Annotated in this window: 14 protein-coding genes; 6 read left to right on the top strand and 8 right to left on the bottom strand. The window is 74.1% G+C overall.

All coding sequences use genetic code 11. The annotated features are described in order from the left end of the window. Both EFE23_RS12015 and EFE23_RS12020 read right to left on the bottom strand, forming a co-directional pair. On the bottom strand, window positions 1–743 hold a 743-nt coding region (locus tag EFE23_RS12015), incomplete at its 3' end, for a glycosyltransferase family 2 protein (RefSeq protein ID WP_123240985.1). After that, on the bottom strand, window positions 740–2,392 hold the full coding sequence (locus EFE23_RS12020; protein ID WP_123240986.1) for a carbamoyltransferase family protein: 1,653 nt from the start codon (window positions 2,390–2,392) through the stop codon (window positions 740–742). The genes EFE23_RS12020 and EFE23_RS12015, both read right to left, overlap by 4 nt. 199 nt (window positions 2,393–2,591) lie before the next feature. On the opposite strand from EFE23_RS12020, the gene EFE23_RS12025 reads away from it, so the two are divergent. Together EFE23_RS12025 and EFE23_RS12030 are read left to right on the top strand one after the other, a co-directional pair. Further along, entirely contained in the window at window positions 2,592–2,918 is a 327-nt protein-coding gene (locus EFE23_RS12025) for a cupin domain-containing protein (RefSeq protein ID WP_123240987.1), read from the top strand. 182 nt (window positions 2,919–3,100) lie between these two features. Continuing rightward, on the top strand, window positions 3,101–3,805 hold the full coding sequence (locus EFE23_RS12030; RefSeq protein ID WP_255421131.1) for a YwiC-like family protein: 705 nt from the start codon (window positions 3,101–3,103) through the stop codon (window positions 3,803–3,805). A gap of 197 nt (window positions 3,806–4,002) precedes the next feature. On the opposite strand, the gene EFE23_RS12035 is transcribed toward EFE23_RS12030, so the two are convergent. Further along, on the bottom strand, window positions 4,003–5,235 hold the full coding sequence (locus EFE23_RS12035) for a globin domain-containing protein (protein ID WP_123241036.1): 1,233 nt from the start codon (window positions 5,233–5,235) through the stop codon (window positions 4,003–4,005). A 137-nt stretch (window positions 5,236–5,372) separates the two neighbouring features. Between EFE23_RS12035 and EFE23_RS12040 the strand changes: the two genes are divergently transcribed. Together EFE23_RS12040 and EFE23_RS12045 are read left to right on the top strand one after the other, a co-directional pair. Beyond that, on the top strand, window positions 5,373–5,813 hold the full coding sequence (locus EFE23_RS12040) for an RrF2 family transcriptional regulator (RefSeq protein WP_123240989.1): 441 nt from the start codon (window positions 5,373–5,375) through the stop codon (window positions 5,811–5,813). Further along, the gene (locus EFE23_RS12045; protein WP_123240990.1) at window positions 5,813–6,445 is read left to right on the top strand and encodes a class I SAM-dependent methyltransferase; all 633 of its coding nucleotides are present in this window, start codon (window positions 5,813–5,815) and stop codon (window positions 6,443–6,445) included. Before EFE23_RS12040 ends, EFE23_RS12045 begins: the two co-directional genes overlap by 1 nt. 58 nt (window positions 6,446–6,503) lie before the next feature. Here the strand turns inward: EFE23_RS12045 and EFE23_RS12050 are convergent, their stop codons facing one another. Both EFE23_RS12050 and EFE23_RS12055 read right to left on the bottom strand, forming a co-directional pair. Continuing rightward, entirely contained in the window at window positions 6,504–7,760 is a 1,257-nt protein-coding gene (locus EFE23_RS12050) for an SGNH/GDSL hydrolase family protein (RefSeq protein WP_123240991.1), read from the bottom strand. Window positions 7,761–7,866: 106 nt separating this feature from the next. After that, entirely contained in the window at window positions 7,867–8,523 is a 657-nt protein-coding gene (locus EFE23_RS12055; protein WP_199737029.1) for a class I SAM-dependent methyltransferase, read from the bottom strand. Window positions 8,524–8,725: 202 nt separating this feature from the next. On the opposite strand from EFE23_RS12055, the gene EFE23_RS12060 reads away from it, so the two are divergent. After that, entirely contained in the window at window positions 8,726–10,783 is a 2,058-nt protein-coding gene (locus EFE23_RS12060; RefSeq protein ID WP_123241037.1) for a DNA gyrase/topoisomerase IV subunit B, read from the top strand. Between the two features lie 31 nt (window positions 10,784–10,814). Further along, on the top strand, window positions 10,815–13,304 hold the full coding sequence (locus EFE23_RS12065) for a DNA gyrase/topoisomerase IV subunit A (RefSeq protein WP_123240993.1): 2,490 nt from the start codon (window positions 10,815–10,817) through the stop codon (window positions 13,302–13,304). 216 nt (window positions 13,305–13,520) lie between these two features. Here the strand turns inward: EFE23_RS12065 and EFE23_RS12075 are convergent, their stop codons facing one another. The 3 genes from EFE23_RS12075 to EFE23_RS12085 form a co-directional block, all read right to left on the bottom strand. Next, window positions 13,521–14,867 (bottom strand): uracil-xanthine permease family protein, encoded by a 1,347-nt coding sequence (locus EFE23_RS12075; protein ID WP_123240994.1) that lies wholly within the window; start codon window positions 14,865–14,867, stop codon window positions 13,521–13,523. Window positions 14,868–14,980: 113 nt separating this feature from the next. Continuing rightward, complete coding sequence (locus tag EFE23_RS12080) at window positions 14,981–16,207, bottom strand: glycosyltransferase family 2 protein (protein WP_123240995.1); 1,227 nt, start codon at window positions 16,205–16,207, stop codon at window positions 14,981–14,983. 2 nt (window positions 16,208–16,209) lie between these two features. Further along, window positions 16,210–17,670 (bottom strand): hypothetical protein, encoded by a 1,461-nt coding sequence (locus EFE23_RS12085; protein ID WP_123240996.1) that lies wholly within the window; start codon window positions 17,668–17,670, stop codon window positions 16,210–16,212. Between the last annotated feature and the right edge of the window lie 112 nt (window positions 17,671–17,782).

Below are 17,782 nucleotides of genomic sequence, written 5' to 3' on the forward strand. Positions count from 1 at the left end.
GCGGCGGTGACCGCCACGTGCCGGGGCCGCCGCCCCGGGGGCAGGTCGAGGTCGGTGCGCCAGGACCCGCCGTACAGCCGGCGCAGCAGCGCGTCGTCGGCGTTGCCGCGCTGGGTGCGCAGGCTGATCCAGCGGCTCTCCGGGCGTACCGGATGGGCCACCCGCCGCCGGCCGCGGACCAGTTCCCAGCCGGCCCGCCGGACCCGGTGGGCCAGCTCGGCGTCCTCCCGGTAGGCCCGGGGGAACCGCTCGTCGAAGCCGCCGGCCTCGGCCAGCGCCGCCCGGCGGTACGCCATGTCGGCGGTGATCCACTTGCCCTCGGCCAGGCCGGCGGTGCCGCGCTCCCAGTCGGTGGGGCGCCGGTGCGCCGGCAGCGGCACCTCGACCACACCTTGCACCCCGCCGACCCGGTCGGCCGCGAGCAGGTCGTCGCGGAGCCGCCGGGCCCAGTCCGGCGCCGGCACCACGTCGTCGTCGAGGAAGACCACCCACTCGCCGCGGGCCGCCCGCCAGCCCAGGTTGCGGGCCGCCGCCGGGCCCGCGCCGCGCCCGGTCAGCACCTTCGTGTACGCCGCGAGCGGCCCCGGCACCGCCAGTTCCCCGGTCTCCTCGCCGGTGTCGGGGCGCCGGTCGTCGATCAGCAGCAGCTCGGGTTCGGGCAGCTCGTCGAGCTGACCGGCGAGGGCGTCCAGCAGCGTGGCGAGGCTGGGCCGGCCGAGCGTGGGCACCACCACGCTGATCACCGGGCACCGCCCAGCGCCCGCCGGTGCACCGCGAACGGGCCGAGGGCGAGCAGGTCCACCGGCGCGGAGCCGAACAGCTCCATCGCCTCCCGCGGGGTGTCCACCATCGGGCGCCCGGCGGTGTTCAGCGAGGTGTTCACCACCACCGGCAGGCCGGTACGGCGCTCGAACTCGGCCAGCAGTTCGGCCACCACCGGCTCGGTCTCCGAGTGCACGGTCTGCACCCGGGCGGTGCCGTCGACGTGCGTGACGGCCGGGATCCGGTCCCGCCACTCCGGCTTCACCCGGTGCACGAAGAGCATGTACGGGCTGGGGTAGACGCCCTCGAAGATCTCCGCGAAGCGTTCCGCGCGGACCATCGGGGCGATCGGCCGGAACTGCTCCCGGCCCTTCACGTCGTTCATCCGGCGGGTGGTGTCCGGGTCGCCGGGGTGGGCGAGCAGCGACCGGTGGCCCAGCGCCCGCGGGCCGTACTCGCTGCGCCCCTGGTACCAGGCGACGATGCCGTTGTCGGCGAGCACCCGGGCCGCCTCGGCGGTGATCGACGCCGGCCGGGTGTACGGCAGCGCCGCCCGGCGCAGCTCGGCCTCCAGCTCCTCGTCCGACCAGCCCCGGCCGAGGTCGGCCCCGGCCATCGGGGTGGACCGGTCGCCCAGCTCACCGGCCACGTGCAGGGCCGCGCCCAGCGCGGTGCCCGCGTCGCCGGCCGCCGGCTGCACCCAGACGTTCCGGTACGGGCCCTCGGCCGCGATCCGGGCGTTGGCCACGCAGTTCAGCGCCACCCCGCCGGCCATGGCGAGGGTGGACGCGCCGCCGGAGGCGTCGTGGAGCCAGCGGGAGAGGTCGAGGATGACCTCCTCCAGCCGGGTCTGCACGCTGGCGGCGAGGTCGGCGTGCTCGTCGGTCATCTCGCCGTCGGCGGTGCGCGCCTTGGCCATGCTGGCCCAGTCGATCCGCTCGACCTGGAAGCCGCCGTCGTCGGTGACCCGTACCAGGTCGCGGAGCATGCCGAGGTGCTTCGGCGTGCCGTACGAGGCCAGCGCCATCACCTTGTACTCGTCGCTGGAGTGCAGGAAGCCGAGGTGGCGGGTCAGGTCCTCGTAGAGCAGCCCGAGCGAGTGCGGCAGCGACTGTGAGCGCAGGGGCGACAGGCGGCCGTCCCGGTAGACGCCGGCGAGGTGGCTGGCCACCTCGCCGCGCCCGTCGAGCACCAGCACCGCGGTGTCGTCGCCGGCCGGCGGCGCGGCCAGCCCGGCGGAGGCGGCGTGCGCCACGTGGTGCGGCACGAACCGGACCTTCTCCGGGTCGAGGCCGGGCAGGGCGGCGGCGAGGAACTGCGGCGCGCGCCGGGCGTAGTCGACCCGCAGCCAGTCCCAGGGGTCGCTGAGCCCCAGCTCGGCGGCGTCCCGGCAGAGGCCGGGGTCGAAGGAGTACGCGACCGCGTCGAGGCTGTCGACGTCGATCCCGGCACTGGCCAGGCACCATGCGGCCGACAACTCGGGCAGCTCCCAGGCGGCGAAGGGCACCGGGCGCTTGCCGTGCTTGCGGCGGCTGAACCGCTCTTCTTCGGCGGCCGCCACCACCGTCCCGTCGACCACCAGGGCGGCCGCCGGATCGTGGAAGATCGCGTTGATTCCAAGGACCCGCATGAGCAGTCCCCTACCCTCGCGATCGCTTCCTAACCTGTAGATCATCGACTTCTCCGGAGAACCGGAACGTCTCGTGTGGAGATTCGAATCGGGGACCAAAGTCCCTGGTCGTTGCTGCTTAAGGCGGCCAGGCTGGGCAAAGAGGCAGAGTAGGGTCCTGTTTCTGGCCGCCCGTCCGCTCCGACCCGGAGGTGTTCCCGTGTCCCCGTCGTCGCTCTCCGTGCTCGCCGAGGAGCAGCTCGCCCTGGCCCGGGCGACCAACAACGGGCGCAGCGCCCGCACCGTGCACGGCGGGTCCGCCTCCACGCTGCGGCAGACGCTGATCGCCCTGGTGGCCGGGCACGCGCTGGAGGAGCACGCCAGCCCGGGCGACGCGACGCTCCAGGTGCTGCGCGGGCGGGTCCGGTTGGTGGCCCAGGACCAGTCCTGGCCCGGTGCGGCGGGTGACCTGCTGGTGATCCCGGACGCCCGGCACGCGTTGCACGCCGACGAGGACGCGGTGGTGCTGCTCACGGTCGCCCGATGAGCGCCCGTACCCCCGCGCGGCCCGCCGCCCCCCGCTCCGCCGCCCCTCGCTCCGCCGGCCCTGCCGCCGCCCGCCGCTCCGCCGGCCCTGCCGCCGGCCCTGGGTCAGACCGGACCGCCGCCCGGGCGGCCGGTCGCTCCGGCGCCGCCGCCCGCCGTGGACGGGGGCGCCGGCACCGGTGGCTGCCGCCACAGCACGGCGCCTGGGCGATGCTGCTGCTCCCGTACGCCGCGGCGGTCGGCGTGACCGGGCCGAGCTGGCCGCACCTGCCGCTGCTCGGCGCGTGGCTCGCCGGTTACCTCTTCTCCTACTACGCCCTGCTGGCGGTGAAGACCGGCCGCCCCGCCCGGGTCCGCCCGCAGCTGCTGCTCTACGGCGGCGCGACCGCGCTGCTGGGCCTGCCGGTGCTGCTCGTCCGGCCCGCGGTGCTCGGCTACGCCCCCCTCTACGCCGTGCTGGTGGCGGTCAACGCCGTCCACGCCCGGCGCCGCCGGGAGCGGACCCTGCTCAACGACCTGGCCTCGGTGGCGCAGAGCGTGCTGGTGGTGTTCGTGGTGGCCACCGTCGCCGGGGTCGCGCCGGCCACGCTGGCCGGCGTGGCGGCGGCCGTCGGCGCGTACCTGGTCGGCACCGTGCTCTACGTCAAGACGATGATCCGGGAGCGGGGGAGCGCCGGCTACCGGTGGGCCTCGGCGGCGTACCACCTGGCGGCGTTCGTGGGGGCGGCGGTGGCCGGCTGGGGGCCGGCGTTGGCCGCGGTCTTCGCGGTGCTGCTGCTCCGCGCGGCGCTGCTGCCCGGCCGGCGGCTGGCCCCGGTCCAGGTCGGGATGGCCGAGCTGGCCGGCGCGCTGCTGGTGCTCGGGGCGGTGATCGCGCACTGGGGCTGACCCCGGTCGCCCGCCGCTCGACCGACACCGCGGTGCGCAGGTCGCGGTTTCCCGGCCGCCCGTTACCGCTCTGGGGCCGGCGTGAGGTCGGTTGCCCGGGGGAGCGTGGACTGGACGGCCGGCGGGAGCCGGCGAGCGAGACCGGGCCGGTGCCGGGGATCGCCCGACACCGGTCCGGTCGCCGTCGTGGTCAGCGCTCAGTGCAGCATGCCCGGGCCGAACACCTCGTAGGCGATCCGCTCGGCGGGCACGCCCCGGCGCAGCAGCCCGCTGCGCACCAGGGACATGAACGGCACCGGCCCGCACAGGTGCACGTACGACTCCGGGGCGACCGGGATCAGCGCCGGATCGACCAGCCCGCCGGCGACGTCGGCCTTCAGCCCGGACAGCTCGGCGTCGGCCGCGTCCTCGTACCAGAGGCGGACCGACAGGTTCGGCAGCCGCTGCTGCAGCCAGACCAGCTCCCGACGCCGGGCGTGCGCCGCGCCGGCCCGGTCGGCGTGCACCAGCGCCACCGGGCGCTCGGGCTCGGTGTCGGCCAGGTGCGCCAGCGCCGCCATCGCCGGGGTGAGGCCGATACCGGCGCTGACCAGCAGCAGCGGTTCGCCGTCACCGATCGCGCTGACCTCGCCGAACGGCGGGCTGAGCCGGAGCGTGTCACCGGCGGCCACCCGCTCGTGCAGGAAGCTGGAGACCATGCCGTCGGGGCCGCCGTCGACGCCGCGTACCCGCTTGACGGTGATCTGCCAGTGGTCGGCGCCGGGACGGCCGGAGAGGCTGTACTGCCGGATCTGCTGCCCCCGGTCGCCGTCCAGGTCGACCGCGACGGAGACGTACTGGCCCGGGGTGAAGCCGGGCACCGGACCGCCGTCGGCCGGGACCAGGGTGAACGTCGCCACGTCGGCGGTCTCCCGGATCTTCTCCACCACCCGCCACTCGCGCCACACCGCTCCGCCCTCCGGCACCCCGGCGCCGGCGTAGAGGCGGGCCTCCCGGGCGATCAGCTCGCAGGCCAGCAGCCAGTACACCTCGTCCCAGGCGGCGGCGACCTCCGGCGTGACGGCGTCGCCGAGCACCTCGCCGACCGCGGCGAGCAGGTGCCGGCCGACGATCGGGTACTGGGCGGCGGTGATGCCGAGCGAGGCGTGCTTGTGCGCGATCCGGTCCAGGATCGGCCCCCACGGCACGGTGCTGCCGCCGGTGAGGTGCTCCGCGTACGCGACCACGGCGGCGGCGAGCGCGGCCTTCTGCTGGCCGGTGGCCTGGTTGCCCCGGTTGAAGATGTCCAGCAGCTCCGGGTGGGCGTCGAACATCCGCTGGTAGAACCGGCCGGTGATCGCCTCACCATGGGCCTGGACGGCGGGCAGGGTCGCCGTCACCACGGCTGCTGAGGTTTCCGAGAGCACGACTACTCCTTCGGTGTCGGACATGTCGATCACCACGGAACAGGACTCTGAAATTCCTCTTTAGGGTCGAAGGTCCCGGAACGGGGGTTGTCCGGGTCACAGCGCGCCACCGCACACCGCGTCTGTTCCGCAGCGTGCGGCCGCTGGCTAGGGTCGATGGTGTGAAGCTCAACCGCTCGACGGACATGGCACTTCGGATCGCCATGCTCACCGCCGCGTCCGAGACCCGGACGACGGTGGACGAGCTCGCCACCCAGCTCTCGCTGCCCCGCAGCCACGTGGCCAAGGTGGTGCAGCGGTTGCAGCGGCTCGGCGTGCTGCTGACCATCCGGGGCCGGGCCGGCGGGGTGGCCTTCGCCGAGCGCGCCGGTGAGCTGACCGTCGGCGAGGTGGTCCGGGCCTTCGAGGGGAGCGGCGAGGTGGTCAACTGCGAGCAGCCGGCCTGCCCGCTGCTCGGCGCCTGCCGGCTCCGGGGCGAGCTGCGCCGCGCGCAGGACGCCTTCCTGGCCGTGCTCGACGGCGTACGCCTCGGCGACCTGGTCGACGGTCCGGCGCGTCCGCTGCTGCTCAGCCTCGGCGTTCCCGCCCGGATGCCGGCCTGATGGCCGTCTCGCACCCGCTGTTCGCCCGGCTCTTCACCCGGGCCAGCGTGGCGATGGACCGGGCGGGCGCGGCCGAGCACCGGCGCCGCCTGGTCGCCGGGCTGCGGGGACGGGTGGTCGAGGTGGGTGCCGGGAACGGCCGGAACTTCCCGCACTACCCGCCGGGTGTGACCGGCGTGCTGGCGGTCGAGCCGGAGCCCCGGCTGCGCGCGGCCGGCGTGGCCGCCGCCGCCGACGCGCCGGTCCCGGTGACCGTGGTCGCGGGCCTCGGCGAGGCGCTGCCGGTCGCCGACGCCTCGGTCGACGCGGTGGTGCTCTCCCTGGTGCTCTGCTCGGTTCCGGACCAGGCGGTGGCCCTGCGCGAGGCGCGCCGGGTCCTGCGCCCCGGCGGCCAGCTCCGCTTCTACGAGCACGTCGCGGCGGAGACGCCCGGCCTGCGCCGGGCCCAGCGCTGGGCGGACGCCACCCTCTGGCCGCTGGTCTGCGCCGGTTGCCACACCGGGCGGGACACCGTGGCGGCGATCCGCGCGGCCGGCTTCACCGTCGTCGAGCTGGACCGGTTCCGCTTCCCGCCGGCAGGGCTCCCGACGCCGGCCTCGCCGCACGTCCTCGGCACCGCCGTCCGGTCCTGACCGCGACGGTGGCGGACGCCTCGGGTGCCGCCGGGCCGGCGGCACCCGAGGCGTCGGCTCAGCTCACCGTGATCGTGCCGTCCGAGGCCCGCAGGCAGGAGACCGCCCGCGCGCTCGTCGCCGCCGCGCCGGTCAGGCAGCGGCCCAGCACCCGGTGGCCGGCGGCGCTCGGGTGCCACGACTCCTGGCAGGTCTGGAAGTACGTCCCGCAGGTGTTGGCGATCCGCTGGATGTCGAGCTTGTCGTAGCCGGAGAGGCTGGTGACGAAGACGCCGGTCGGGCCGTCCATCAGCCGGATCGGCGTGGCCAGGGCGTTGCCCGGGCTGCCCGCCGACTCGCAGAGCCGGGCGCCGTCGAAGGCGCGCTGCACGTTCAGGTAGACCAGGTCGGCGTTCGGGAACTCGGCGGCGAGGGTGCTCCGGACCGAGCTCACCATCGTGCCGAGGCCCTGCGAGAAGCGCTGGCCGGGCGCCAGGCTGGCGCGGTGGATCGGACAGCCGGCCGCGTACCGCTCGGCGCCGAGGGCGCGGAACTTGTCCCGGGTGTCGTCCCGGCTGTCCTCGGTCCAGTAGGTCTGGTCCAGCTCGTACGGCAGCGGGTTGGTGTAGTCCTGGAACACCACCCGGTGCTGGCCGTCGGCGTCGACCTGGTCGAGGGTGGTGAGGAGCTGCCGGAGCGCCGCGGTGGTCTCCGCGGTCGCGGCGCTGAACTGCGCCGCGGTGGCCAGGTCGGCGTCCGTGCAGGGCTCCTGCTCCACCGGCCCGCCGAGGTACGCCCAGAACTCCCACCAGCCGGTCCAGGCGTCGGCGATGAACCGGTTGGCGCACTTCTCCGCGACGCTGCCGAAGGTGAACGAGCTGTTGTTGGAGCCGAGGCCGACCAGGACCAGGTCGATGTCGTGGGTCTGCGCCACGGCGCGGAGCTGGTCGAGCTGGGCGGCGACCTGCCGGCCCGTGGTCCGGGTGGCGGAGGCGTTGGCGATGTCGTACGGCTGCCCGCCGGAACAGGCCAGGTTGAATCGCGCGGCGATGCCGGGCAGGTCGGCCTGGAAGAGCGAGGCGTTCGGCGAGCGGTGGCAGAAGTAGGCGTTGCTGTTCGGCGCCGACCAGCCGGGAAAGCCCTGGGCGACCCCGGTGACGTCGACCACCGGGGAGTACGCGCCGGCGCCCTCGCCGCTGATGAAGCTGTCGCCGAGCGCGACGGCGGCGGTGGGCAGGGCGGCCGTGGCGGGCCCGGCGGGCGCCACGGCGGCCGGCAGGGCCACCGCGGCGACGGCCAGTGCCGCCGCGAGCGCGGTACGACGGAACACGGACATCCGCGACCTCCCCTTATCCACGCATCGAAATGCGAAAGATCCTCTGAGAAGGCGATCAGATCACGGCGGTGTGACGTGCGTCAATGGCCGTACACCCAGCGCGGAGTCAGCGTGCGCGGTGGAACTCGGCGCGCCAGCGCAGCCCGCCGTCCGGCGCGACGATCTCCGCCACGTCGGCGGGGGCGAGCGGTCCGGCGGCGAAGGCGTCGATCTCGGCCCGGGTCAGCGGCCACGGCGGGCCGTCCACCTGCGTACCGTCGCGCCGGCCGGCCGCGATCACCAGCAGCGTCCCGCCCGGCGCGACCAGCCGGCCGACCGCCGGGATCGCCCGCTCGCGCAGCTCCACCGGCAGCGCCTGCACGTTCATGCTCTCCAGCACCAGGTCGAAGGCGCCGAGCCAGTCCGCGGGCGGGTCGAGCAGATCGGCGGTCTCGTACCGGACCGGGGAGCCGGCGTGGCGGCGGCGCGCCTCCCGCACCGCGGTGGGGGCGATGTCGAAGGCGACCGTGGCGAAGCCGAGGGCGGCCAGGTGTTCGGCATCACGGCCGAAGCCGCAGCCGACCACCACCGCCCGCCGGCCCGACCCGTCCGGCCGGGTCCGCGCGGTCCACTCGGCGAGCAGCGAGTGCGGGGCGTCCCGGTCCCAGGGCACCTCGGCGGCACCCCGCGCGGCCTCGGCGTAGAGCCGCTCGAACCGGCCGGTCGGGTCGCCCTCGGCGGCCGATCGGGAAGACAACCGGTGGGTCGGACCGTTGTCGTGCACAGACGCCTCCTCGCTCCGGCCCGCTCGTGACGGGCGGCGGCCCGGACTCCGCCGGAGCGTAACCGGACAACGCACCGCACCGGGTGCCACAGCTCTGTCGGAGCGCCGGGCTAGGCTCGCTGCGGCGCGCCGCGTGGCGATCGACGTGGAGCGTCGACACGGTGAGCGGCACCACACCGCCGAGACCTGGGAGTACGACCAGTTGACCGCACAGCCTGAGACCCTGTACGGGGCCGACGACCTGACGCACCTGGAGGGCCTCGACGCCGTCCGCAAGCGCCCCGGCATGTACATCGGCTCGACCGACAGCCGTGGCGTGGGTCACCTCGTCAACGAGATCCTCGACAACTCCACCGACGAGGGTGTCGGGGGTCACGCCACCAAGGTCGAGGTGATCCTGCACGCCGACGGCTCGGTGCAGGTCGACGACGACGGCCGGGGCATCCCCACCGACGTGCACGCCAAGTCCGGCATCTCCGGCGTCGAGCTGGTGCTCACCCGGCTGCACGCCGGCGGCAAGTTCGGCGGCTCGGGATACAAGACCTCCGGCGGCCTGCACGGCGTCGGCGCCTCCGCGGTCAACGCGCTCTCCCGGCGGTTCGACGTCACCGTCCGCCGCGGCGGCAAGGTGCACGCGATGTCCTTCCGGCACGGCGTGCCGGGCGTCTTCGACGGTCCCGGACCGGACGCGCCGTTCACCCCCGGTCCCGGCCTGCAGATCGTCGGCGCGATGAAGCGCGGCCAGCGCACCGGCACCTCGATCCGCTGGTGGCACGACCCGCGCTACTTCGAGACCGGAGCGCGGCTCGACACCGAGGCGGTCCGGCTCAAGCTGCGCAACACCGCGTTCCTGGTGCCCGGCGTGGCGTACACGCTGCGCGACGAGACCGGCGAGCAGGTCGTCGAGGAGAAGTTCCACTTCCCCAACGGCCTCACCGACATGGTGGAATACCTGGCCCCGGCCGGCGACCGGCCGGTCTCCGGCACGCTGCTGGTCACCGGCGAGGGGACGTACCGGGAGAACGCCGCCGACGCCAACGGCGTGATGCAGTCCAACGTGCAGCGCCGCGCCGAGGTCGAGGTCGCCCTCCGCTGGGGCACCGGCTACGAGCGCACCGTCGAGTGCTTCACCAACACCATCCGCAACGCGCACGGCGGCACCCACCGCAAGGGCTTCGAGCGGGCCCTGGTCCGTACCCTGGCCGAGGCCGCCCGCAACACCCGTGGCCTGCTCAAGCCCAAGGAGGACGCGCCCACCCTGGACGACGTCCTGGAGGGCATGACCGCGGTGGTGCACGTGCGGATCCCGGAGCCGCAGTTCACCTCGCAGACCAAGGACGAGCTCTCCACCGCCGGCATCACCAAGGTGCTCCAGGGGCTGGTCGAGGCGCACCTCAAGGCCTGGCTGGAGGACCGCAGGACCAAGGCCGAGGCCCGTACGGTGCTGCAGAAGATCGTCGACGCGGCCCGGGTCCGGCTCACCCAGAAGCAGCAGAAGGACGCCGCCCGGCGCAAGACCGCCCTGGAGGGCGCGTCCATGCCGGCCAAGCTGGTCGACTGCCGGGCCACCGGCGTCGACCGCAGCGAGCTGTTCATCGTCGAGGGGGACAGTGCCCTCGGCACCAGCCGGATGGCCCGCTCCTCGGAATACCAGGCCCTGCTGCCGATCCGCGGCAAGATCCTCAACGTGCAGAAGGCGAACCTCCAGCAGGTGCTGGACAACGCCGAGTGCGCGGCGATCGTGCAGGTGCTCGGCGCCGGTTCGGGGCGTACCTTCGACCTCTCCGCGCTGCGTTACGGCCGGGTGCTCATCATGGCCGACGCGGACGTCGACGGCGCCCACATCCGTACGCTGCTGATCACGCTCTTCGCCCGCTACATGCGCCCGCTGATCGAGGCGGGCCGGCTCTACGCGGCCATGCCGCCCCTGCACAAGGTCACCACCAAGGGGCGCAACCCGCAGACCGTCTACACCTACACCCAGGCCGAGATGGAGGCGACGGTCCGCAAGCTGGAGAAGGCCGGCAAGCAGATCGTCACCCCGATCCCGCGGTTCAAGGGTCTCGGCGAGATGGACGCCGACGAGCTCTGGGAGACCACCATGAACCCGGCCACCCGGGCGGTCCGCCGGATCACCCTCGACGATGTCGAGGCCGCCGAGCGGATCCTCGAGCTGCTCATGGGGGAGAAGGTCGAGCCCCGCCGCAACTGGCTCATCGAGTCGGCCGACCTGGTCGACCGCGCCGCCATCGACGCCTGACCACCGGGTTCTTCGAAGGGAAAGCTGAACCATGGCACGCCGCAAGGACGACCGCGCCAAGGCGGACCTCTCCGCCTTCGACCAGGCCGGCGCCCGGGTGTTCGACAACCCGCTGGTCAACGAGGTCTCGGACTCCTACCTGGAGTACGCCTTCTCGGTCATCCACTCCCGGGCCCTGCCCGACGCCCGGGACGGCCTCAAGCCGGTGCACCGGCGGATCCTCTGGTCGATGCACGAGTCGGGGCACCGTCCCGACCGGGCACACGTGAAGTCGGCCCGGGTCGTCGGCGACGTGATGGGCCGCTACCACCCGCACGGCGACGCGGCGATCTACGACGCGATGGTCCGCCTCGCGCAGGACTTCTCGCTCAACGTGCCGCTCATCGACGGGCACGGCAACTTCGGCTCGCCCGACGACGGCCCGGCCGCCGCCCGCTACACCGAGGCCCGGATGTCCCGCGAGGCCATGCTGCTCGTCGGCGAGCTGGGCGAGGACACCGTCGACGTCGAGCCCAACTACGACGGCTCGCTGACCCAGCCCACCGTGCTGCCGGCGGCCTTCCCCAACCTGCTGGTCAACGGCGCGTCCGGGATCGCGGTCGGGATGGCGACCAACATGATCCCGCACAACCTGGGCGAGGTCGTCCAGGCGGCCCGCTGGCTGATCAACCACCCGGACGCCACGCTGGACAAGCTCATGGAGTTCGTCCCCGGCCCCGACCTGCCCACCGGCGGGCTGCTGCTCGGCCTGGACGAGGTGCGCCGGGCGTACGAGACCGGACGGGGCGTGGTGCGGATGCGCGCCCGGGTGGAGACGGGCCCGCTGGAGGGCAGCCGGGGCCGGCAGGCGATCACGGTCACCGAGCTGCCGTACGGCGTGGGCGCGGAGAAGGTCATCGCGGCCATCACCAACGAGGTCAACAAGACCAAGCGCCTGGTCGGCATCGCCGACGTCAAGGACCTCACCGACCGGGAGAACGGCACCCGGCTGGTCATCGAGTGCAAGGTCGGGGTCAACCCGCAGGCGCTGCTGGCCGACCTCTACCGGCTCACCCCGCTGGAGCAGTCCTTCGGCGTGAACAACCTGGTCCTGGTGGACGGGCAGCCGCGGACCCTGGGGCTCAAGGAGCTGCTGGAGGTCTTCCTCGCCCACCGGTACGAGGTGGTGACCCGGCGCAGCGCGTACCGCAAGCGCAAGCGCGAGGAGCGGCTGCACCTGGTCGACGGTCTGCTGATCGCCCTGCTCGACATCGACAAGGTGGTCAAGCTGATCCGGGCCAGCGAGGACGCCCAGGCCGCCAAGGACGGCCTGATGCAGAAGTTCAAGCTCTCCGAGATCCAGGCGACCTACATCCTGGACACCCCGCTGCGCCGGCTGACGAAGTACGACCGGCTGGAGCTGGAGGCCGAGCAGGAGAAGCTGCGCGGCGAGATCGCCGAGCTGTCGAAGATCCTCGACGACGAGCGGGTGCTGCGGAAGCTCGTCTCCGACGAGCTGGCCGCCGTGGTGAAGCAGTTCGGCGCCGACCGCCGCACCACCCTGGTGGACGGCGACCTCAAGGAGGTCCTGGCGGCCTCCGTGCCGGCCGGCCCGCTGGAGGTCGCCGACGACCCGTGCCAGGTCATCCTCTCCGCCACCGGGCTGGTCGCCCGGACCGCGGCCGAGTCGGAGGAGGCCGCCGAGGCGCGGCGGCGCAGCGGCCGGGTCAAGCACGACGCGGTACGCGCGGTCGCGCACTCCACCGCCCGGGGTCGGGTGCTCCTGGTCACCAGCTCCGGACGCGCCTTCAAGATCGACGTACTGCCGCTGCCGGTGCTGCCCGAGCAGTCCGGCACGGTGTCGCTGCGCGGCGGCATGTCCGCCGCCGAGCTGGTGCCGCTGGAGCCCGGGGAGACGGTGGTCGGCCTGGCGCCGCTCGGCGCGCCCGCCGAGGGCTCACCCGGCCTGGCGCTCGGCACCCGGCAGGGGGTGGTGAAGGTCTGCGCGCCCGAGTGGCCGGTCCGCTCGGACGAGTTCGAGGTGATCTCGCTGCGCGACGGCGACGAGGTGGTCGGCGCGACCTGGCTCACCGACGGTACGGAGTCGCTGGCGTTCGTCTCCTCCGAGGCGTCGTTGCTGCGCTTCCCGGCGTCCCTGGTCCGGCCGCAGGGGATCAGGGGCGGCGGCATGGCCGGCATCAACCTGCCCGGCGACGCGACGGTGGTGTTCTTCGGCGCGGTCCGCACCGACGACCCGGGGCACGGGGAGCCGATGGTGGTCACGTCGACCGGCGCCACGGTCAAGGTGACGCCCTTCAAGGCGTACCCGGCGAAGGGGCGGGCGACCGGCGGGGTGCGCGCGCAGCGGTTCCTCAAGGGCGAGGTGGACCTGGCGGTGGCCTGGGTGGGTCCGCGCCCGGTCGGCGCCACGGCCAACGGCGACCCGGTCGAGCTGCCCCCGGCCGACCCCCGCCGCGACGGCTCCGGCTTCGCCGTCATGCTCGGCCCCACGGTGATCGGCCACCAGATCGAACGCGACTGACCCACTGCCGAGCCCCCGGCGGCTACCGCCCCCAGACCCTCCCGCGCCTCCGCCCCGCCCCCGCCCCCCGCCCGCCCCCGCGCCCGCGTCGATCATGAGGTTGACTGTGTGGAATCGGACAATTCGCGCAGCTAACTTCATGATCGACGGGGCGGGATCGACGGGGCGGGATCGACGGGGCGGGATCGACGGGGCGGGGTGGGGGGTGGGGTGGGGTTAGAGTTCGGGTTGGGGGGCTGGGCGGGTGTCGGGGGTGGTGCCGCGGAGTTTCGCGATCAGGCGCATGCCGTGGTAGATGAGCAGGGCGGCGGCGGTGCCCAGGGCGATGCCGTTGAATGACAGGTCGCCGGCGGTGAGGGTGTAGTTGGCGGCGCCGATGATCACCGCGACGGCGGCGGTCATCAGATTGACCGGGTCGTGGAAGTCGACCCGGCCCTCGATCCAGATCCGGGCGCCCAGGATGGCGATCAGGCCGTACAGCGCGGTGGTCGCGCCGCCCAGCACACCCGGCGGCACGGTCAGGATCAGCGCGCCGAACTTCGGGCAGAGCCCGAGCAGCACGGCCGCCAGGCCGGCCACCCAGTACGCGGCGGTCGAGTAGACCCGGGTCGCCGCCATCACGCCGATGTTCTCCGCGTACGTGGTGGTGCCGGAGCCGCCGCCGGAACCGGCGAGCACGGTGGCCAGGCCGTCGCCGAGGAACGCCCGGCCCATGTCCTTGTCGAGGTTCCGGCCGGTCATCGCGGCCACCGCCTTCACGTGCCCGGCGTTCTCCGCGATCAGCACCAGGATCACCGGGATGACCAGCACCACCGCGCGCAGGCTGAAGCCGGGGGCGTGGAACTGCGGCAGGCCCACCCAGGCGGCCTCCTTCAGCCCGGTGACGGCCTTCGGGTCGAGCTGGCCGAGCACCGCGGCGAGCACCCAGCCGACCACCACGCCGAGCAGGATGGACAGCCGGGCCAGGAAGCCCCGGAAGGCCACCGTGGCGAGCAGGATCGCGACCAGGGTGACCACCGCGATCAGCGGCTGGGCCTTCACCCCGGTGCCGCTGCCGCCGCCGTCCCAGGCGACCGGTGCGAGGTTCAGCCCGATCAGCGCGACGATCGCACCGGTCACCACCGGTGGCATCAACGCGTCGATCCAGCGTGACCCGGCCAGATGCACCACCACGCCGACCACGGCCAGCGCCGCGCCGGCCACCACGATGCCGCCCAGTGCCGCGCCGATGCCGCCGCCGGTCTTCGCGGCCAGCACCGGGGCGATGAACGCGAACGACGAGCCCAGGTACGAGGGCAGCCGGTTGCCGGTGATCAGCAGGAAGAGCAGCGTGCCCAGGCCGGAGAAGAAGAGCGTGGTGGCGGGCGGGAAGCCGGTGATCAGCGGCACGGTGAAGGTGGCGCCGAACATCGCCACGACGTGCTGCACGCCGACGCCGATCGTGCGCGGCCAGGAGAGCCGCTCGTCCGGGTGCACCACGTCGCCGGGGCGTACCGCCCGGCCGTCGCCGTGCAGCCGCCAGGGGGACCAGCGGGATCGTGGTTCGGTGGGGGACTGGGTCATGCTGCGCCCTTCGCGTCGTGAGGTGACGGGGGCATGATCACCCTGAGAGTCGTTTGTAGCACGGCACCCCCGTGACCTGGGGGACAGGCCCGTGGGTCACGCGGGTGCCGCGGTCACGGGCGGCCGGCCGGCTCCGGCTGCCGCTCCGGTCCGGGCTGCCGGACCAGGACGGGCCCGGATTGGGCCGGCCGGAGCGTCAGCAGGCTGCCCACCAGGCCGGAGCAGAGCACCACCACGCCGAGCGCCACCGCCGTCGCCGACGGGAGCACCACCCGCAGCGTGGTGTGCGGGTCGAGGTCGGCGAAGCCGTCCAGCCCCCAGTGCCAGACCGCACCCACCGTGCCGGCCGTGCCGGCGGCGAGCAGCAGCAGGCCGACCGTCACGCTCGTCTCCAGCCGCAGGAACCGGATCCACCGGTCGGCGCTGCGCCGGGGGACCAGCCGCTCCTGCCGGCCGTAGATCTCGGCCAGCCCGCCGAAGATCGCCAGCTGCGCGCCGACCAGCACCATCAGGCAGGCGTACACCAGGCTGTTGACGTCCAGTTCGACCCGGCCGAGGTCGACCGGCCCGGGGGTGAGCGCGCCCACCCCGAGCAGCCCGAGCAGCGCGATCACGAAGCCCGGCCGGACCAGCGTCGTGCGCGGCGCGAACACCAGCAGGAACCGTAGGTGCCGCCAGCCGTCGCGCCAGGTCCGCAGGTGCGGCGGCCGGGACCGGCCGTCCGGGGAGAGGGTGGTCGGCACCTCGACGATGTCGTAGCCGGCCAGCGCGGCCCGCACCACCAGTTCCGAGGCGAACTCCATGCCGGGCATGCAGAGGCCCAGCGCGCGGATCCGGTCGGCGTTGAAGCCCCGCATGCCGCAGTGGAAGTCGCCGACCCGGGCCAGGCCGAACAGTCGGCGGCCCAGCCAGCTCAGCACCGGGTTGCCCAGGTACCGGTGCAGCGGGGGCATCGCGCCGCGGGCGATCCCGCCGCGGAAGCGGTTGCCCATCACCACGTCGTGCCCGGCCCGCAGCGCCTCGATGAACGGGCGCAGCTCCGACAGCGCGTACGAGTCGTCGGCGTCGGCCATGATGACGTACCGCCCGCGGGCCCGTTCGATGCCGCCCAGCAGCGCGCCGCCGTAGCCGCGGACCGGGGCGGGCACCACCCGGGCGCCGGCCCGCTCGGCGATCTCCTGCGACCCGTCGGTGGATCCGTTGTCGGAGACCAGCACCTCCCCGACCACCCCGCACTCCGCCAGCGAGCGCAGCGCCTTGCGGACGCAGACCTCGAGCGTCTCCGCCTCGTCGAGGCACGGCAGCAGCACCGTCACCTCGATCTCCGGTTCGTTCGTCATCGTCACCCGTTGCTCCCGGTCAGAGTGGCTGCGGGCCGCTCCGGCTCGTCGTCGAGGTCCGGTGCGGGAGGAGGAGCAGGGGTGGATTGGAGCCGTTGCCAGCCGGCCGCCGCGGCGATCGGCAGGAAGGCCAGCGCCGGCAGGCCGTATCGGTAGTCGAACATCGAGGTGGCGACGGAAAAGACCATGATCCCGACGCCGACCGCGGCGTAGCCCAGGGCGAGCACGCTCAGCCGGAGCTGCCCGCGTCGCGGCCAGAGCGCGCCGACCAGGGCGAGCAGGGTCATCGCCGCGACGAGCGGGGGCGGGGTGGTGGCGTACCGGCCGTAGCCGTGCAGGAAGCGGCTGGCGCCGTTCGGCGGCGTCGCCTCGGCCGGGGCGGGCCGCCAGCCGTAACCCGGGTCCGCCAGCCGGGGCACGCAGTTCGGGTCCGCCGCCCAGTTGGTCGGGGCGAGCTGCGGCACCCACCAGTTGGCCAGGCACGACTCCATCGGCCCGAGCCGGTGCGGCCAGAAGTAGCGGGCCGTGTCGGCGGCCACCTCGGCCAGGTAGTCGCCCGGCTGCTGCCGGATCACCGCGGCGGCGAACGCGTCGAGGTCCGCCGGGCGCTGCGCGTTGCGGATCGGGCTGTCCCTGTTCCAGATGAACCAGTCCGGCCGTTCCGGCCGCTGGTCCAGCGGCTGTCTGGGGCAGAGCCGGCGCAGGTCGGGGCTCAGCTCCAGCCGGTCGCAGTCGGCGAAGTGCGCGGTCCGTCCGTACAGGAACCTGCCGCCCTCGGCGCCGAGCGTGTCCTTGACCGTGCCGACCTGGAGGAACACCAGGCCGAAGAAGGCGAGGACGCCGAGCAGGTACGCCGCCGGCGTCCGCCAGCCGCGCCACGGGACCAGCACGAGGAGTAGCAGCCCGGCGAGCCCGACGACGCCGGTCGGCCGGGTCGACAGGCCCACCGCGATCGCCACGCCCGCGCCGAACCCGGCCACCGGGCCGGGCCGTTCCCTGCCGGCGAGCACCAGCGCCGCGCCGGCCAGCGCGGTGGTGAAGAGCGTCTCGGTGAGCAGGTACTGCTCCAGGGTGAGCTGCCGGGCGTCCAGCAGGATCGGCGCCGCGGCCAGCGTCGCCACCCACCCGGACGCGCCGAGACGGCGGCGCACCAGCAGGTAGGTGGCCACGCCGAGGGCGAGCCCGGCGAGGTGCTGCACGGCCACCAGCGAGGCGAAGGTGCCGGTCCACTCGAACGCCTTGATCAGCCACGGGTACGTCCAGCGCGCCGTCAGCTCCGGCCACCGCTGGGAGTTGCGCACGTAGGTGCCCGAGTCGCCGGCGAACCAGAGCGCGGGCGGGTAGGCCACCATCATCGTCACCCGTAGCCCGGCGCCCACGCCGAGGAGCACGACCAGGCCGGCGTGGCGGCGGGCGCGGGCGGCGAGGACGGGCCGGGCCGCGGCCGACCCTCCATCAGGCACGGTGATCCCCCGATTACGCGCAGGCTGACTGACCGTGGTCAAACTAACACGGTGAGTGTGCAGGTCGGCGTCGCGAATCGCCGGTCATGTTGACTCTGTGTCACCGGCTGAG

The organism is Micromonospora solifontis (genome assembly GCF_003725545.1).
GTDB lineage: Bacteria > Actinomycetota > Actinomycetes > Mycobacteriales > Micromonosporaceae > Micromonospora > Micromonospora solifontis.